This window comes from Ensifer sp. ENS08, from assembly GCF_014852195.1.
Classification (GTDB): domain Bacteria; phylum Pseudomonadota; class Alphaproteobacteria; order Rhizobiales; family Rhizobiaceae; genus Ensifer; species Ensifer adhaerens.
Genome location: NZ_JACVBF010000013.1, coordinates 79605 through 97033, shown reverse-complemented (window position 1 = coordinate 97033; position 17429 = coordinate 79605). Strand labels below are relative to the sequence as shown.

Below are 17429 nucleotides of genomic sequence, written 5' to 3'. Positions count from 1 at the left end.
CAATGTCAGTTCGCCGACACTAGTCCTCAAAGGGGTCCGTCACAAGTATTGTGTCGTCCCGCTCCGGGCTGGTCGAAAGAAGAGCAACCGGTGCACCGATCAGTTCTTCCACCTGGCGGACATACTTGATCGCTTGCGCCGGAAGATCTGCCCAGCTGCGCGCGCCAACCGTCGATTCTTTCCATCCTTCAAGCGTAACATACACTGGCTTTGCCGAAGCTTGCTGCGCCTGGCTTGCCGGCAGATGGTCGATCTGCTGCCCATCCAGAGTATAGCCGATGCAGATCTTCAGTTCGTCGAGACCATCGAGAACGTCGAGCTTGGTAAGCGCGATGCCGGTGATGCCGTTGGCGGCGACCGACTGGCGCACCAGAGCCGCATCGAACCAGCCGCAGCGACGCTTGCGACCCGTGACCGTGCCGAACTCATGGCCCTTTTCGCCGAGGAACTGGCCGATTTCATCGGTAAGCTCAGTCGGGAACGGACCTTCGCCGACGCGCGTCGTATAGGCCTTGGTGATGCCGAGGATATAGCCGAGCGAACCCGGGCCCATGCCCGAGCCAGCGGCAGCCTGGCCGGCGACCGTGTTCGACGAGGTGACGAACGGATAGGTGCCGTGGTCGATGTCGAGCAGCGTGCCCTGCGCGCCTTCGAACAGGATGCGGGCGCCCTTGCGGCGAGCCTTGTCGAGCAACACCCAGACGGTGTCCATGAACGGCAGCACCTTGGCGGCGACCGACGAAAGCTCCTGCATGATCGCGTCATGGCTGATCTCGGCTTCGCCGAGGCCGCGGCGCAGCGCGTTGTGGTGCGTCAGCAGGCGATCGACCTTGGCCGGCAGCGTGTCAAGGTCGGCAAGATCCATGACGCGGATGGCGCGACGGCCGACCTTGTCTTCGTAAGCCGGACCGATGCCGCGGCGCGTGGTGCCGATCTTCGTACCGCTGTTGGAGGCGGCGTCCTCGCGGATGCCGTCGAGCTCGCGGTGCAGCGACAGGATCAGGGTGGCATTGTCGGCGATGCGCAGATTGTCCGGCGTGATCGCAATGCCCTGCTTGCCGAGCTTGTCGATTTCGGCGATCAGCGCGTGCGGATCGATCACGACGCCGTTGCCGATGACGGCAAGCTTGCCGGGACGCACGACGCCGGAGGGCAGGAGCGACAGCTTGTAGCTGACGCCGTCGATCACCAGGGTATGGCCGGCATTGTGACCGCCCTGAAAGCGCACGACGATATCCGCGCGCTCGGAGAGCCAATCCACAATCTTGCCTTTGCCTTCGTCACCCCATTGGGAGCCGACCACTACGACATTCGTCATAATTCTCTTCCTGTTCAGGCGCGCAACCGAGGCTGCGCTGTTCTCAAACCCGCGCATCTATACTGTGTTGTCATCTGGAAAGCGACCCCGTTATGTCGGGCGTTCCGCCCTTTTTGCATGACAAGGCCGGGATATAGAGCCTATATCTTGCGCGCTCCCGCCATCGCGACAACCGGTCGCCATCCCCATGCAGGTCTGACCATCGTGAATTCCAGGGCCTACTTCTATCTGTGCATCACCGCTCTCTTCTGGGGCGGCAACTCCGTCGCCGGAAAGATGGCCGTTGGCCATGTGAGCCCAATGATGCTGACGACCCTGCGCTGGGTCTTCGCGCTCATCGTCATCCTGGTGCTGATGACGCCGCAGATCCGCCGCGACTGGGACAAGATCCGCAAGCACTGGCTGCAACTTCTTGCCTATGGCGCGATCGGCTTCACCACCTTCAATGCCCTGCTCTACTCTGCGCTCAAATATACGAGCGCCATCAATGCCGTCATTCTGCAGGCCGGCATCCCGATGCTGATCTTTCTCTTCAACTTCGTGCTCTTCCGCACCAAGGCGTCGATCGCCCAAGTGATCGGCTTTACCGTCACCCTCGTCGGCGTGCTGGTGACGGCGGCCCATGGCGACGTCACCAGCGTGCTGTCGCTCGAATTCAACTTCGGCGATGCGCTGATGATCGCGGCCTGCATCGTTTATGCCGGCTACACCGTGGCGCTGCGCTACAAGCCGACCATGCACTGGCAGAGCTTCATCGCCGCCCCCGCCTTCGGCGCGCTGTTGAGCGCCATCCCGCTGTTGTTCTGGGAGATCGGCACAGGCACGGCGATAGTCCCAGATACCACGGGCTGGGTCATCGTTCTCTATGCCGCGATCTTCCCGTCGCTGATGTCGCAGGTGCTTTATGTGCGCGGTGTCGAGATGATCGGCGCCAACCGCGCCGGCCTGTTCATCAACGCCATTCCCGTTTTCGGCACGCTGCTGTCGGTGATGCTGATCGGCGAGACCTTCCACCTCTTCCACCTCGTCGCCCTGCTCTTGGTGCTCGGCGGGATCGCGATCGCCGAAAAAGGTCGCCCGCGCTAGAGAAGTCTCGCGCCTGCCGGGCAAGTTTCGGGCGATGCAATCGCTAGAACTCGGGAGGCGACTTAAGGCTTGATTAGCAGATGGGTGTTTCTGTCGCCGCCAGGATTTTCCTTGGGGCTAAGGCAGTGAAAAATATTAGAATTTCGACACGTATCTACTTATTGACGGCGATGGCGCTGGTCTTCATGGCAGCCGCCATGGCCTACAAGACTCAAGTCGCCAACTCGGAAGTCAGCGACGAGCGCCGGCAGATGCTGCGCAACGTCACCGAAGCGGCGATCTCGACGATCGCAAGCTTCGAGGAGCAGGAGCGCAATGGCACGCTCTCGCATGAGGAAGCCCAGAGCCGCGCTATTTCCGCCGTTATGGCCATGCGCTTCGGCCAGGACGGCTACTTCTTCATCAACGGCTTCGACGGCATGATGATCGCCCACCCGCTCGCCAAGAAGCTCGTCGGCACCGACGTGCGCGGCCTCAAGGATACCAACGGCAAAGCCTTTAACGTCGAGCTCATCGCGTTGGCGCAGAACCCGGGCAGCGGCATCGTCAACTACTATTGGGACAAGCCCGGCCATGAGGAGCCGGTCGAGAAGTACTCCTACATTCAGGGCTTCAAGCCCTGGGGTTGGGGCGTCGGCACCGGTGTCTATGCCGACGATCTCGCCGCCAAGTACAATGCGTCTCTGCTAATGACGATCATCATCACGGCGATCGCCGCGATCGCGACGCTTGCTGCCGCCATGGCGATCGGCCGCTCGATCAGCCGGCCGATCAACCGGCTGAAAGACGTGATGCTCAAAGTATCGAACAACGACACCCGTTCGGAAGTTCCGGATACCGACCGCCGCGACGAGATCGGCCACATGGCCGATGCCCTCGTCGTGCTGCGCGCCTCGGTGATCGAGCGCAACGCGCTTGAAGTTCGCCAGCGCGAACAGCAGGTGGCGCTCGACGGCGAGCGCAGCGCCAACGAGGAAATGCAGCAGGCGACCGCCCGCGTGCAAGCCCATGTCGTCAGCACCATCGGCGGCGCCCTGGAAAGGCTCGCGAGCGGCGACCTGACGACCCATGTCCCCGATCTCGGCGCCGACTACGAAAAGCTGCGCCAGGACTTCAACACCGCCGTCGCCGCACTTCGCTCGACGGTGAGCGCGATCGCCGATTCCACCTCAGTTGTCACCGGCAATGCCAATGAGATCAGCAGGGCAGCCAACGACCTGTCGCAGCGCACCGAGCAGCAGGCAGCGTCGCTCGAAGAAACCGCAGCCGCCCTCGACGAGATCACCTCAGCGGTTCAGAACTCCACCAACCGCGCCGAGGAGGCGACCCGCATGGTCGCCGAGGCCCGCAAGGGTGCGGCCACCTCGAGCGAGGTCGTTCGCGACGCAATCACCGCCATGGGCCGCATCGAAAACTCGTCTTCGAAGATTGGCGAGATCATCGGCGTCATCGACGACATCGCCTTCCAGACGAACCTCCTGGCGCTGAACGCCGGCGTCGAGGCGGCACGCGCCGGTGATGCCGGCAAGGGCTTTGCCGTCGTCGCGCAGGAGGTGCGGGAACTGGCGCAGCGTTCGGCAACGGCGGCCAAGGAGATCAAGGGGCTCATTACCGCGTCGGGTGTCGAGGTTTCGGCCGGCGTGCGTCTGGTCGAGGCGACCGGCTCGGCGCTCGGCGACATAGAGCGGCGGGTCAACGAGATCAACGACCGCATCGTCGCCATTGCGACAGCCGCCCGCGAACAGTCGGTCGGGCTGCGGGAGATCAACACCGCCGTCAACCAGATGGACCAGATGACCCAGCAGAACGCCGCCATGGTCGAGCAGACCTCCGCCGCAAGCCAGGCGCTCGCCGGCGAAAGCAACGTGCTATCCGGCCGGCTTGCCCAGTTCACGGTCGAGGAGAAAACGTGGCGGCCCTCGGCGCAGCGGGCGGCCTGATCCAGCACAAAACGAAAATGGCGCCAATCGGCGCCATTTTCCTTCAGACGAGATGCCGCTCCATATAGAGCGCATCATCGCCATAACTTGAAAGCTTCTGCACCAGCCGTTCGTCCATCCGAACCTCGAAGCCCTGTCGCTCCCAGAAGCGGCGGGATCCGTTGACGGAAACGAGCGACATCGACCGGAACCCTTCCGTCCGTGCAACATCGGCAAGCATCGGCAACACGCCGCCCCCTGCCCCGGAGCCACGCATTTCGGGCAGAAGGGCGAGGTCATGGATGTACCAGGTATCGGCAGTCTCAGGGATTTCGCCAAGCATGCTGTTCAGCGACGGCGGCGCACCGCGAAGCCAGGGGTGGCTCAACACATAGCCGCGCGACAGGCCCTTTGAGTCCAGCATGAAACAACCGGCAGGGCTGAGCGCGATGCGGTCGGCGAGCACGGCGTCATCCTCGGGAAAGGCCTGGTGAACCACGAGCTGGATCTCCGATACGGATGCGAGGTCGGGCAGGCTTGCCTCACGCCAGCGGAATGTCATTTCGGTCATTTCTCGTCATATGCGTTCGAAACAGGAAAACGCACCGGCGGTCGGCCGGTGCGTCCTCGATATGTCCCGTGAGTGGGTCGGCAAAGTGGCAGACCGTGCTGCCCCGTGCTGTGGCTGGCATCAATCGATGTTGAAGACCAGCGGCTTTGCCTGGCGAATTGCCGGATTGGCACGCAGCTTGTCAAGCACGGCCTCGGAAACAGCGCCATCGACGTAGAGCAGCGCGATCGCGTCACCGGCTTCCTTCTCGCGGCCGAGCTGGAAGTTCGCGATGTTGACGCCCGCATCGCCGAGCGTCATGCCGATGAAGCCGATCATGCCGGGAACGTCGGTGTTGGTGATGTAGACCATGTGGTTGCCGACATCCGCATCGAGGTTGATGCCCTTGATCTGGATGAAACGCGGCTTGCCGTCCGAGAACACCGTGCCGGCGACCGAACGTGTCTGGTTCGCCGTCTTCACCGTCAGCTTGATGTAGCCGTCGAAGACGCCGGTCTTGTCACGCTTGACCTCGGACAGGATGATGCCCTTTTCCTTGATCATGACCGGCGCCGAAACCATGTTGACGTCGGCGACCTGCGGCCGGATCAGACCGGCAAGCACGGCACTCGTCAGCGCCTTGGTGTTCATGCCGGCGGTCGAGCCGTCATAGAGGATCTCGATTTCCTTGATCGCGCTTTCGGTCACCTGACCGACGAAGGCGCCGAGAACATCGGCAAGCCGGATGAACGGCTTCAGGATCGGTGCTTCCTCAGCGGTGATCGACGGCATGTTGATGGCGTTGGAGACCGCACCCTTGACCAGATAGTCCGACATCTGTTCGGCCACCTGCAGCGCGACGTTCTCCTGGGCTTCCGTGGTCGAAGCGCCGAGATGCGGCGTGCAGACGACGTTCGGCAGGCCGAAGAGCGGGCTTTCCGTTGCGGGTTCGACCTCGAAAACGTCGAAACCGGCGCCGGCGACATGGCCCGACTTGATCGCTTCGGCAAGCGCCTTCTCGTCGACCAGACCACCACGGGCGCAGTTGACGATGCGCACGCCCGGCTTGGCCTTGGCAAGCGCTTCGGCGCTCAGGATGTTGCGGGTCTTGTCGGTCAGCGGAACGTGCAGGGTGATGAAGTCAGCCTGGGCGAGCAGTTCGTCGAGTTCGACCTTGGTGACGCCCATTTCTTCGGCACGCTCCTTGGAGAGGAACGGGTCGTAGGCAAGCACATGCATCTTCAGACCGATGGCGCGCGAGCAGACGATCGAGCCGATGTTGCCGGCGCCGATGACGCCGAGCGTCTTGCCGGTGATTTCGACACCCATGAAGCGGGACTTCTCCCACTTGCCGGCCTGCGTCGAGGTGTCGGCGGCCGGAAGCTGGCGGGCAACGGCAAAGAGCAGCGCAATCGCATGTTCGGCGGTCGTGATCGAGTTGCCGAAGGGCGTGTTCATCACTATGATACCGCGGCGCGAAGCGGCCGGGATGTCGACATTGTCGACGCCGATGCCGGCGCGGCCGATAACCTTGAGGTTGGTCGCAGCGGCGATCAGCTTTTCCGTCGCCTTGGTGGCGGAACGGATGGCAAGACCGTCATAGTTACCGATGATTTCGGCGAGCTTGTCCTTGTCCTTGCCGAGCTTCGGCTGGAAATCGACTTCGACGCCGCGGTCGCGGAAGATCTGGACGGCGGTTTCCGACAGTTCGTCGGATACGAGAACACGAGGTGCCATGGGAGGCCTCCTTAAAGATCAGGTCTGAATGGGAATGCGGGTAGCCAGGCCTCGCTCCCATGGGGAGCGAAGCGGATCACTCAAATCAGTGTGAGATGCGGGCGAAGTTCATTGTCCTCACCCTTTGTCCGATCAGGCCGCGGCCTGTGCCAGCGTTGCCTTCTGGGTCTCGAAAGCCCAGGTCAGCCACGGCATCAGCGCCTTCATGTCGGCGGCCTCGATCGTGGCGCCGGCCCAGATGCGAAGACCGGACGGGGCATCGCGGTAATGGCCGATGTCGAAGGCAACGCCTTCCTTTTCGAGGAGCGCAACCACGCCCTTGGCAAAGGCCGCCTGTCCGTCGGCGTCGAGCGCGAGCACGTCCTTGTCGACGATCTTCAAGCAGACCGAGGTGTTGGAGCGGGTCTCCTCCTTGACCGCCAGGTTTGCGATCCAATCGTTGGCGGCGACGAAATCGAAGATTGCCTGCGCATTGGCATCAGCCCGGGCCATCAGGCCCTTGAGCCCGCCGACCTGCTGTGCCCAAAGCAGCGCATCGATGTAATCTTCGACGCAAAGCATCGACGGCGTGTTGATGGTTTCGCCGGTAAAGATGCCTTCAATCAGCTTTCCGCCCGAGGTCATGCGGAAGATCTTCGGCAGCGGCCAGGCCGGCACGTAGGTCAGCAGCCGTTCGACGGCGCGCGGCGACAGGATGATGACGCCATGGGCGCCCTCGCCGCCAAGAACCTTCTGCCAGGAGAAAGTGACGACGTCGAGCTTGGCGAAATCGAGGTTCTGCGCAAACGCGGCAGAGGTCGCATCGCAGATCGTCAGGCCCTTGCGGTCAGCCGGGATGAAGTCGCCGTTGGGCACACGCACGCCCGAGGTCGTGCCGTTCCAGGTGAAGACCACGTCGCGGTCGAAATCGACCTTCGAAAGGTCGGGAAGTTCGCCGTAGCCGGCTTCGAACTTGCGTACGTCGGCGAGCTTCAGCTGCTTGACCACGTCGGTCACCCAGCCGGCGCCAAAGCTTTCCCAGGCGACCATGTCGACGCCGCGCGGACCGAGCAGCGACCAGAGCGCCATTTCGACGGCGCCGGTGTCGGAAGCGGGCACGATACCGATACGGTAGTCGGCCGGCACTTCAAGAATGTCACGGGTAAGATCGATGGCCTGCTTCAGCTTCGTCTTGCCGATCTTGGCGCGGTGCGAACGACCGAGCGGAGCATCGGAGAGAGCGTCGAGCGTCCAACCGGGGCGCTTCGAGCAAGGGCCAGAAGAGAAATGGGTATTGTTCGGACGGAGGTCCGGCTGTGCAGGCTTTGCCATGTGCTATCCTTCCAGATAGATAGCCCTTCGTTGGGGAAGGGTGTCCCGCCGTCGTCGATATTGGCGGCGGGATCGGAAGTCAAGCGCTTTGTCGCAATCGACAAAATTAATGGCGTAGCGGGCAACATATGAAAAGACAGGCGGCCACCGCCGAACGATTGTTGCCAGACAACGCCTTCATGTGGGCAACAGGTTGAATCACTTGGGGAAAGAACGCAGCGAACCTGCTCGACTTTCCCGCGGCCGATGGCGCTAGAACGAGAAGCGCAGGCCCGCTCGGATTTCGTGACGGGAAAGACCATCGTCAAAGCCCTTGCCGCCACGTGCGCCCGCAAGCGCCTCAGTGCCGAAGCCGAACATCTCGCCGTCGGCGATATGGGAGTAGCGGTAGCCGACATCGAGCTTCAGCTGATCGCTGAGGTCGTAGGAAACGCCGGCCATCAGCGCATAGGTGAACCGCCAACTGTCGCGCCCCTCGTAAGAGATGGAGCCGGCAGCTCCGGCGCAGGCGCCGCCACCGGCAACGCAGGTCGCCTTTTCAACCGTCGTATCCCAGTTGAGACGCGTCGCGCCGAGACCAGCGCCGACATAAGGCGTGAAGCCGGCAAGCGTGCCGAAATCGACATAGGCATTCGCCATCAGGCCGAGAGCGGAATAGTCGGCCCCGGTCGAAAACGCGCAGGATGTTCCCGCCCCTTGCCCCGCGCACGGGCTTGCCGATGAGGATGAACCGTTGAACCGGCCCTCGAAATACTCCGCCGTCAGGTCAGCGCGGAACGTGTCGGTAAACTGGTAGCCGACGCCAAGCGACCCGGAAAACGGCTTGTCGAAACGGGCGTTGTCGAAGGTGGTGCTGTCGTAGGTCGACGTGCCCGCATCGAAGGTCCGGTAATAGGGATCGCCTTCGCTACGCCAAGGCGCATAGCCGATATCGCCGCGCAGATAGATCGCACTCGCGCCAGCCGATTCTTTTTCGATGGTGATCTCCGGCGCATTCAGGAGATCCTCATCGGCAGCGAATGCCGCGCCGGAAAGGAGCAGGCCGGCACCAAAAGCGGCCCCGCAGAACCCGTTTCGCCAATCCATGCCCATGCCCTTTCACCACTGCTATCGGTGCGGGATGGCGCGCTGCCGTCACCGCTTCGTTCAGCGTTAACTATTGGCAGCGACTGGTTAACCCCCGGTTAACCATGCCTGTTAAGGAAACAAGCAAAGAATGGCGGCAACGAAAAAGGCCACCCGAAGGTGGCCTTTTGTATCATCTGGTCTGGCCGATCACTTGTAGACGATCGGCTCCGGCTCGTAGGGCACTTCGCAGACACTGCCGAACGAGTAGCGCAGACCAGCGCGCGCCTCGTGGATGTAGAAGCCTTCGTCGGAGCCCGGACCGCCACCGTTGGCGTAGCCGAACATGTCGCCATCGTCGACCTGGCGGAAGCGGTAGCCGACGTCGGCTTTGAGATTGCAGGTGAGGTCGATGGCAGTACCGGCCATCAGCGCATAGGTGAAGCGCCACTTGCTCTCGCCGTCATGACCGGTCGTCGGGTCGCATTGGCTGGGATCGGCGATGCTGCAGCTGGTGTTGCGCAGCTTGTCCCACTTGACGTGGGTGGCACCGATACCGGCACCGACGTAAGGCGTGAAGGCGCCGTAGGTGCCGATGTCGACATAGGCGTTGGCCATCAGGCTCCAGGCGGAAACGGAGGTGACGTCACGCGACCGGCAAGGACCGACCACGCTGCCGCAGTTGCCCAAAGTCGAGCCAGTGAAGTCGGCGCCGCCCCAGTAGTCGGCCGTGATGTCGGCGCGCAGATAGTTGTTGAACTGGTAACCGACACCAACGCCGGCGACCCAGGAATCATCGATATCGGCCGTTTCGAAACTGGTGATGGAGCCGCCGGGGCCCCCTTGGTAGTAGTTCGCGCCGCGCAGATTGTTCCAGGCGTAACCGACATCGCCGCGCAGGTACCAGCCGCTGGTCTGGATGACTTCGACCGGCTGTTCCGGCACCGGCTCGATAGGCGGTTGATAGACATCCGCAGCAAGAGCTGCCGTGCCGCTGAGCAAGATCGCAACAACGCCACTCAAAATTCTCTTCATGGCCCACTCCAATAGATTCCGTTGCTTGGATCACCGTGAAAGCGGTGCCCAAATCCCGTTGTTGTTGTGGATAATGAGGAGCAAAGGTTAAGTTCCGATTAACTACAAACGTTTACCGCGTTTGTTAAGGAATCGGCATATTCTTGTAGTTGTCGTGCAGTTTACTGCCTGCTGCCCGAGATCACATAAGGTAGAGCTAAATAGAACAGCAGAACAACACTCTCTTTTGTCGTGATGGTTGCAGGTTCTGTTCCCCAGCGGAGTTCTAACGGGAAAATGGCCCGGACCGCGGCGACACTACCGGCAAAAGCAACAGGCAACGGGAAAAAAAGAGGCCGGCGCTTCGCACCGGCCCTGGAGGGAAGTCGATTGGTACCGGCTTAGGCGGCGTTGCGCACGCTGCCGATGACATTGACCAGTTCGTCGACGATGCGCTCGACCTGGCCGCGATCGTCGCCTTCCGCCATCACGCGGATAAGCGGCTCCGTGCCGGACGGGCGGATCAGCAGACGACCTGATTTCGCAAGCTCCGCTTCCGCGTCCGCAATCGCCTCGCGCACGGTCGCGTCTTCAAGCGGCTTGCCGGCCGAAATGCGCACGTTCTTCAGCACCTGCGGCACTGGCTCGAAGCGGTGGCAGACCTCGCTCACCGTCTTGCCCTGACGCTTGATCACCGCAAGGATCTGCAAGGCCGCAACAAGACCGTCGCCGGTGGTGCCGAAATCGGAAAGCACGATATGGCCCGACTGTTCGCCGCCGACGTTCAGCCCGTCCTGGCGCATCTGCTCGACGACATAGCGGTCGCCGACCTTGGTGCGGCGCAGGTCGATGCCGCGCCCTTTAAGGTAACGCTCGAGACCGAGATTGGACATCACGGTCGCCGCAACGGCACCGCCGCGCAGCATGCCGTCCTCGGCCCAGCTGTCGGCAATGACGGCCATCAGTTGATCGCCATCAATGACGGTACCGTTCTCGTCGACGATCAGCACGCGGTCGGCGTCGCCGTCGAGCGCGATGCCGATATCGGCGCGCACTTCATGGACCTTCTTGGAAAGAGCAGCCGGATGCGTCGAGCCGCAGTCGAGGTTGATGTTGAGGCCGTTCGGCTCCGTACCGATGGTAACGACTTCGGCACCCAGTTCCCAAAGGGCGGTCGGCGCCACCTTGTAGGCCGCGCCATTGGCGCAATCGACGGCGATCCTCAGGCCCTGCAGCGTGACATCGCGCGGCAGCGTGCGCTTGGCATGTTCGAGATAGCGATAGATGTCGCCATCGACGCGCTTCGCGCGGCCGATGTCTTCCGACTTCGCCAGCTGGCCCGAGAGATCCTGGTCGAGCAACGCCTCGATCTTCTGTTCGATGTCGTCGGAGAGCTTGTAGCCATCGGGGCCGAACAGCTTGATACCGTTGTCCTGGAAGGGATTGTGGGACGCCGAAATCATCACGCCGATATCGGCGCGCAGCGAGCGGGTGAGCATGGCCACACCCGGCGTCGGGATTGGCCCGAGCAGGAAGACGTCGAGACCGGCCGCGGTGAAGCCCGCCACCATCGCGTTTTCGAGCATGTAGCCGGAAAGACGCGTGTCCTTGCCGATCACCACCCGGTGGCGATGGGCGCCATTGCGAAAGATCGTACCGACGGCGATGCCGACCCGCATCGCCAGATCCGGTGTCATCGGAAACATATTGGACTGGCCGCGAATACCGTCGGTGCCGAAATACTTGCGCTTCATAAGAGCTCCATCGTTCTGCCGGGTCAGCGCTGGCTTTGCCAGTTTCGCCTGTCTGCGGGGTGCGCGACTGGGTTTCATTGACCGGACCTCATTTCATATCGGCGGTTGCCGTACGCCTCCGATCGCCGTGCCCACCTATGGCCATGCGATCGCGACACATGAGTCTTCTTTGACACAAAAGCGCAGCAAACGGCAGCGAGCCTAGCATCAGAAATCATTACATCCCGTTACCAAATGCCAGGTGCAAGATCGCCAACGAAAAACCGCCGCTCCACTTAAGGAACGGCGGCTTCAATACATGGCCGACAGGTGTCGGTTATTGCGGCTGCGGCTCGAACCCGCCTTCGGACTCTTCGCCCTTGCCCGCCGAGCCTTCCTTCTTGGCACCGGCCGAGGGAACGGCCGAGCCACGATGCGGCGGCGTGTCGTCGCCGAGATCACGTGCCGGCTTCTCTCCGCGGATCAGCGCCTTGATTTCTTCGCCGGTCAGCGTTTCGTATTCGAGCAGCCCTTCGGCAAGAGCCACGAACTCGTGGTTCTTCTCCGTCAGGATTTTGCGGGCGGTCTCGTAGGCCTCATCGATCAGACGACGGATTTCGTTGTCGATCTTCTGGGCGGTCGCTTCCGACACGTTCTTCTGCTGAGCAACGGAGTGGCCGAGGAAGACTTCCTGCTGGTTCTCGCCATAGGAAACCTGGCCGAGCTGGTCGGAGAAGCCCCATTGCGTCACCATCGCACGGGCAAGCTTGGTGGCCTGCTCGATATCCGAAGATGCGCCCGAGGTGATGTTCTCCTTGCCGAAAGTCAGTTCTTCGGCGACGCGTCCACCCATCATGATGGCAAGACGCGAGACCATCCACTTGTAGCTCATCGAGTAGCGGTCGCCTTCCGGCAGCTGCATGACCATGCCGAGCGCGCGACCGCGCGGGATGATCGTCGCCTTGTGCAGCGGATCGGCCGAGGGAACGTTGAGCGCGAGGATCGCGTGACCGGCTTCGTGATAGGCGGTCAACTTCTTCTCGGCCTCGGTCATCGCCGACGAACGACGCTCCGCGCCCATCATGATCTTGTCCTTGGCATCCTCGAACTCGAGCATGGTGACAAGACGCTTGTTGCGACGGGCGGCCATCAGGGCGGCCTCGTTGACGAGGTTCATGAGGTCGGCACCGGAGAAGCCGGGCGTACCACGGGCGAGCACCTTTAGGTCGACGTTCGGCGCCAGCGGCACGTTGCGCACATGCACCTTGAGGATGCGTTCGCGGCCGTTGATATCCGGGTTCGGCACGACGACCTGGCGGTCGAAGCGGCCCGGACGCAGCAGTGCCGGGTCGAGAACGTCAGGACGGTTGGTCGCGGCGATCAGGATGATGCCTTCGTTGGCTTCAAAGCCGTCCATCTCGACCAGCAGCTGGTTGAGCGTCTGTTCGCGCTCGTCGTTGCCGCCGCCGAGACCGGCGCCGCGATGACGACCGACAGCGTCGATTTCGTCGATGAAGATGATGCAGGGCGCATTCTTCTTGGCCTGTTCGAACATGTCGCGCACACGGCTGGCGCCGACGCCGACGAACATTTCAACGAAGTCCGAACCGGAGATCGTGAAGAACGGCACGTTGGCTTCGCCGGCAACCGAGCGGGCCAGCAGCGTCTTACCGGTACCGGGAGGACCGACGAGCAGCACGCCGCGCGGAATGCGACCGCCGAGGCGCTGGAACTTCTGCGGGTCGCGCAGGAATTCGACGATTTCTTCCAGGTCCTGCTTGGCTTCGTCGACGCCGGCGACGTCGTCAAAGGTAACACGGCCATGCGCTTCGGTCAGAAGCTTGGCCTTGGACTTGCCAAAACCCATCGCTCCACGCGAGCCGCCCTGCATCTGGCGCATGAAGAACAGCCAGACGCCGAGGATCAGAAGCATCGGAAGCAGGGTACCGATATAGCTGAGGAACCCGGACGAACCGTCGGTTTCCGGGCGAACCGTGACCGTCACGTCCTTGGCTTCGAGGCGCTCGGTCAGCGCCGTATCGACTGAAGGCGCGTAGGTCTGGAAGGTTGCGCCGCTTTCGGAATAGCTGCCGATCACTTTCGAGCCGGTGATCACGACTTCCTTGACGCGGCTCGCATCCACGTCCTTGAGGAATTGCGAGAACGGAATCTCGCGCGAGCCGGTGCGCTCCGTCGGCTGTTGGAACATGCTGAACAGCGCGATCAGCAGAAGCGCTATGATTGCCCAAAGGGCAAGATTACGAAAATTAGGGTTCATCGAACTCCCCGGAACCTGTCACGACCCGCGCATTTCGCGAGCCGCTGTCTTGCTCCCTAACATAGGGTTCTGGTGACGTATTGCCAAGGCAAACCGCCGGCTACCGTTCCATTTCTGTCAATAGATCGTGAACCGGCGGCGGAGGATAAGGCTCTCGTCCGAACAATCCGGCGATCCGATCGGCCATGATCCGGTCGAAACCCGGCAAAAAGGTGTCGTAGAGCCCGATCCGCGGCTCGATTGTGATGGATGCGACACTTTCGCCGTTCTCAGACAGGACCCTCGGCGCCGTAAGCGATGCACGACCGGCAACGCCCGGTGGCAAGCCTGCGGCAATAAGTCTCTGCTGTTGTGGCCCGCCTCGGCCCTCTGCCGCGACGGAGATGGGCGCGCTTCCGCCATTTCGCACATGGAAGCGGCCATCCCATGTTGCGGTCTCGCCGCCTGCAAGCGTCAAAGTCGTCAGGCCCCGCGCCTCGCGATAGAGGTAGAGCCCGCTTGCGCGGCGGTCGAACACGCATCTTCCGGCCGTCATCCTACCGAGCGTTGTCTCTCGCAGAAACGCCGCCACCCGCTTCACCGTATCTGCGGCGGGGATATGCGCGCGGCCGCCGACCACGGCCACCAGCGCGAGCAGCGCCCGCTGCCAATCGACGTTGTCGCGATGGTCGTCGAGAGCAAGCGGGATCTCCACCACCAGGCCTGCATGCACGCGCACATGGCGGGTGATGAAGGCGGCAGCCCTTGCCGACGACTGGGCCCTGGCTCCAGCATCCCATACACCCTCTTCCGCCCGCGGTGATTGCGCCAGTTCGGCCCGGACGCGGACCCGCTCGAAGGTCGGGTTGGCGTTGCTCGGATCATCGAACCAGATCACGTCGCGCGTCGCGAGATAGGCGCGGATCGACGCTCGGTCTAGGTCGAGGAACGGCCGCACCACCCAGATCCGGCGGTCATAAAGGGTGGCACTCGCCATGCCGGAAGCGCCCGGCCCCTGCGCCCTTTGCATCCGCATCAGGATCGTTTCGCGCTGGTCGTCGCTGGTGTGGCCGGTGACGATACAGCCGGCCTCAAGCCGCTCGGCGGCATCCGCCAGTAGCCGATAGCGCGCCTCGCGCGCCGCCGCCTGAATGCCGGTCAGCGGTTTGGGGCCATTCCAACGCTTGATGAGGTGCGGAACGCCGATGCTTGCGCAGAAGGCGGCAACGCCTTGCGCTTCCGCAGCCGATTCCGGCCGCAGGGCGTGATCGACCGTACATGCGGCCAGGGAAAATCTGTTGGGGTCGCTTGCCTCGATCGCCTCGTTCAGGGCGAGAAGCAAGCCCTTGGAATCGCTCCCGCCGGAGACGGCAACGAGGATACGCATCGGGCGAAGACAGGAGGCGAGAAATCGTTTTGCCGTTTCGACAACGGCTGTCGGCGCTGGAGCCTCAGCAGCCAAAGCGGCTCTGCTCGCTCGTCACCTTCGCCTTCACCGCAGGCGAGGCCTTGGGATAGCGCTTGTTGACCTCGCCCAGCGTCGCGCAGGCGGTTTCCTTGTTGTCGAGCGCACCGAGCGACATGCCGAGCTTCAACAGCATTTCGGGCGCCTTCGGCGATTTGCCGTGGGCCTGATGCGCGTTCAGGAAGGTCTTGGCGGCGTCGCTGTATTTGCCTTGCGAATATTGGGCTTCACCCAGCCAGAAGCTGGCATCGGCTGCCTTGTCGCCCTTCGGAAACGCGGCCAGGTAGTCGCCGAATTCCTGCTCGGCAGTGCTGTAGTCGCCCGAAAGGACATGACCGTAGGCCGACTGGTAGAGGTCGCCGGGATTGTCGAGCGATGCAGTCTGCTGGCTGCCGGGATTGCTGTTCAAGCCGCCGTCGGCCGGTGCGCCGGAATCGACGCCGGGAAGCGTGGCGTTTGCGCCCGGCCGCCCATCCGTCGTCGCTGCGACCGGATTGCCGTTCTCGTCGAACACGATCTGTCCGAGTGTCGACGGCGGGGCCGCGCCGTTGCCGCCCTGGCTTGCTCCGGGCGAAACGCCCGAAGACGCCATGTCGTTGCCGCCGGCTGCGGGCGCCATGGTCTGGCTATCCGTCACCCCCGGGGTGACGGACGCCTGATCGCTGGTTTTCGGCGTCTGCAGAGCGCCGCTCTTCTTGGGGGAGGCCTTGCCGCTTTCCAGATCCTGGAAGCGGAACTCGTTGTCCTCCTGGAACTTCCGGATCTGCTCCTGCATCTGCAAGAGCTGGAAGCTCATTTCCTCGATACGCCCGTTAAGCGAGCGGATCTGTTCTTCGAGCTGGCCAATCCGTGCGGTTTCGGCCGACTGCACCTTTACGACGGGCAGGTTCTGCGCGCCGCTGTTGGTCTCAGTCGTTCGGGCCAGCAGCCCTGAAAGAGGCATGGCGTTCGCCGTCTGGCCGAGACCCGCAAGGGTCGCAAGACCGATCAGGCCCGCCACGACAAATTTCTTCATTTCATTTGTCCTGTTCGAATACCGGTTGTCCCACCCTTGACCAGGGGCCCGCAATACATCTCGCCGAGTCATCTGGGTGATTGCCGCACAGTTTTCCAATTGCCCTGAAAAAGCAACGGAGTTCGGCCAAAGTGTGGTAAAAAAGCAAAGGGCGGCCAAGGGCCGCCCTTTTAATTTAGCGATCTGTGATCTCCGGAACACGCAACGCCTCCTGGGATCAAGTCGTGATTGCGGGCCACACAATGCGCGCGGCCGCGGCATCATTACATGCCGGCGCCACCGAGAACGGTAACGGCGCGGCGGTTCTGCGACCAGCAGGAAATGTCGTCGCAAACGGCGACCGGCTTTTCCTTGCCGTAGGAGATCGTCTTCATGCGGTTCGACGGAACGCCCTGGCTGATCAGGTAGTCGCGGGTCGAGGCCGCACGGCGGGCGCCGAGCGCCAGGTTGTACTCGCGCGTGCCGCGTTCGTCGGCATGGCCTTCGATGGTGATCGCGTAGTTCGGGTACTTGGCAAGCCACTGGGCCTGACGAGCGAGCGTCTGCTGCGCGTCGGCGCGGATCGAGGTGGAGTCGGTGTCAAAGAAGATGCGGTCGCCGACATTGACGGTGAAGTCCTGCTGCGAGCCCGGCGTTGCCGAACCGGCGCCACCGAGACCGAGTTCGCCAGCGCTGCCCGGCAGGTTCTTCTTCGATGCACAGCCAGCCAGGGCAAGCGTCATGACCAGGGCGATCATGACCGGGTTGCGAGCGATGGTCTGCATGCGGCCTGCGGCCGGGGTGTCAATTCGGCTCATACGCCGGTCTCCTTGAGAAGTGTCTGAATTCACGGTTGCCAGACTGTAACCGGAAGCGGTTAATCGCTATTCAACAGTTATGGTTAACAAATCGATAATTTCGGCTCGGGCCCTGCTAGACCAGCACTTTGCGGCGAGAAAGCGGCATCATTGCCACATTTT

General features: G+C 62.4%; 13 protein-coding genes. 2 read left to right on the top strand and 11 right to left on the bottom strand.

Going from position 1 to position 17429, the window contains the following annotated elements; genetic code table 11:
• Nucleotides 1-19: 19 nt before the first annotated feature.
• Complete coding sequence (locus IB272_RS24000; protein WP_034806437.1) at nucleotides 20-1318, bottom strand: adenylosuccinate synthase; 1299 nt, start codon at nucleotides 1316-1318, stop codon at nucleotides 20-22.
• 204 nt (nucleotides 1319-1522) lie between these two features.
• On the opposite strand from IB272_RS24000, the gene IB272_RS23995 reads away from it, so the two are divergent.
• Complete coding sequence (locus tag IB272_RS23995; RefSeq protein ID WP_060581219.1) at nucleotides 1523-2404, top strand: DMT family transporter; 882 nt, start codon at nucleotides 1523-1525, stop codon at nucleotides 2402-2404.
• A 125-nt stretch (nucleotides 2405-2529) separates the two neighbouring features.
• Nucleotides 2530-4344: a methyl-accepting chemotaxis protein gene (locus IB272_RS23990; RefSeq protein ID WP_192445200.1), complete on the top strand. Its 1815-nt coding sequence runs from the start codon at nucleotides 2530-2532 to the stop codon at nucleotides 4342-4344.
• Between the two features lie 43 nt (nucleotides 4345-4387).
• Here the strand turns inward: IB272_RS23990 and IB272_RS23985 are convergent, their stop codons facing one another.
• The 10 genes from IB272_RS23985 to pal form a co-directional block, all read right to left on the bottom strand.
• Complete coding sequence (locus IB272_RS23985) at nucleotides 4388-4894, bottom strand: GNAT family N-acetyltransferase (RefSeq protein WP_060581186.1); 507 nt, start codon at nucleotides 4892-4894, stop codon at nucleotides 4388-4390.
• 120 nt (nucleotides 4895-5014) lie between these two features.
• Nucleotides 5015-6610: a phosphoglycerate dehydrogenase gene (gene serA / locus IB272_RS23980; RefSeq protein WP_034806426.1), complete on the bottom strand. Its 1596-nt coding sequence runs from the start codon at nucleotides 6608-6610 to the stop codon at nucleotides 5015-5017.
• Between the two features lie 132 nt (nucleotides 6611-6742).
• Nucleotides 6743-7921 carry a phosphoserine transaminase gene (locus tag IB272_RS23975; RefSeq protein ID WP_060581185.1) on the bottom strand — a complete coding sequence of 393 codons (1179 nt, stop codon included), beginning with the start codon at nucleotides 7919-7921 and terminating at the stop codon, nucleotides 6743-6745.
• A 252-nt stretch (nucleotides 7922-8173) separates the two neighbouring features.
• Nucleotides 8174-9007, bottom strand: coding sequence for an outer membrane protein (locus tag IB272_RS23970; RefSeq protein WP_060581214.1), 834 nt, complete (start codon nucleotides 9005-9007; stop codon nucleotides 8174-8176).
• A 189-nt stretch (nucleotides 9008-9196) separates the two neighbouring features.
• A complete protein-coding gene (locus IB272_RS23965) occupies nucleotides 9197-10021 on the bottom strand; it encodes an outer membrane protein (RefSeq protein WP_060581121.1) in 825 nt (274 codons plus the stop codon).
• Between the two features lie 380 nt (nucleotides 10022-10401).
• Nucleotides 10402-11754, bottom strand: a complete 1353-nt coding sequence (gene glmM / locus IB272_RS23960; RefSeq protein ID WP_060581120.1) for a phosphoglucosamine mutase — start codon at nucleotides 11752-11754, stop codon at nucleotides 10402-10404.
• A gap of 316 nt (nucleotides 11755-12070) precedes the next feature.
• Entirely contained in the window at nucleotides 12071-14011 is a 1941-nt protein-coding gene (gene ftsH, locus IB272_RS23955) for an ATP-dependent zinc metalloprotease FtsH (RefSeq protein WP_034806263.1), read from the bottom strand.
• A 100-nt stretch (nucleotides 14012-14111) separates the two neighbouring features.
• Nucleotides 14112-15377 carry a tRNA lysidine(34) synthetase TilS gene (gene tilS, locus IB272_RS23950; protein ID WP_060581119.1) on the bottom strand — a complete coding sequence of 422 codons (1266 nt, stop codon included), beginning with the start codon at nucleotides 15375-15377 and terminating at the stop codon, nucleotides 14112-14114.
• 64 nt (nucleotides 15378-15441) lie between these two features.
• On the bottom strand, nucleotides 15442-16470 hold the full coding sequence (gene ybgF, locus IB272_RS23945; RefSeq protein WP_034806258.1) for a tol-pal system protein YbgF: 1029 nt from the start codon (nucleotides 16468-16470) through the stop codon (nucleotides 15442-15444).
• Nucleotides 16471-16733: 263 nt separating this feature from the next.
• A complete protein-coding gene (gene pal, locus IB272_RS23940; protein WP_034806256.1) occupies nucleotides 16734-17267 on the bottom strand; it encodes a peptidoglycan-associated lipoprotein Pal in 534 nt (177 codons plus the stop codon).
• Nucleotides 17268-17429: the final 162 nt, after the last annotated feature.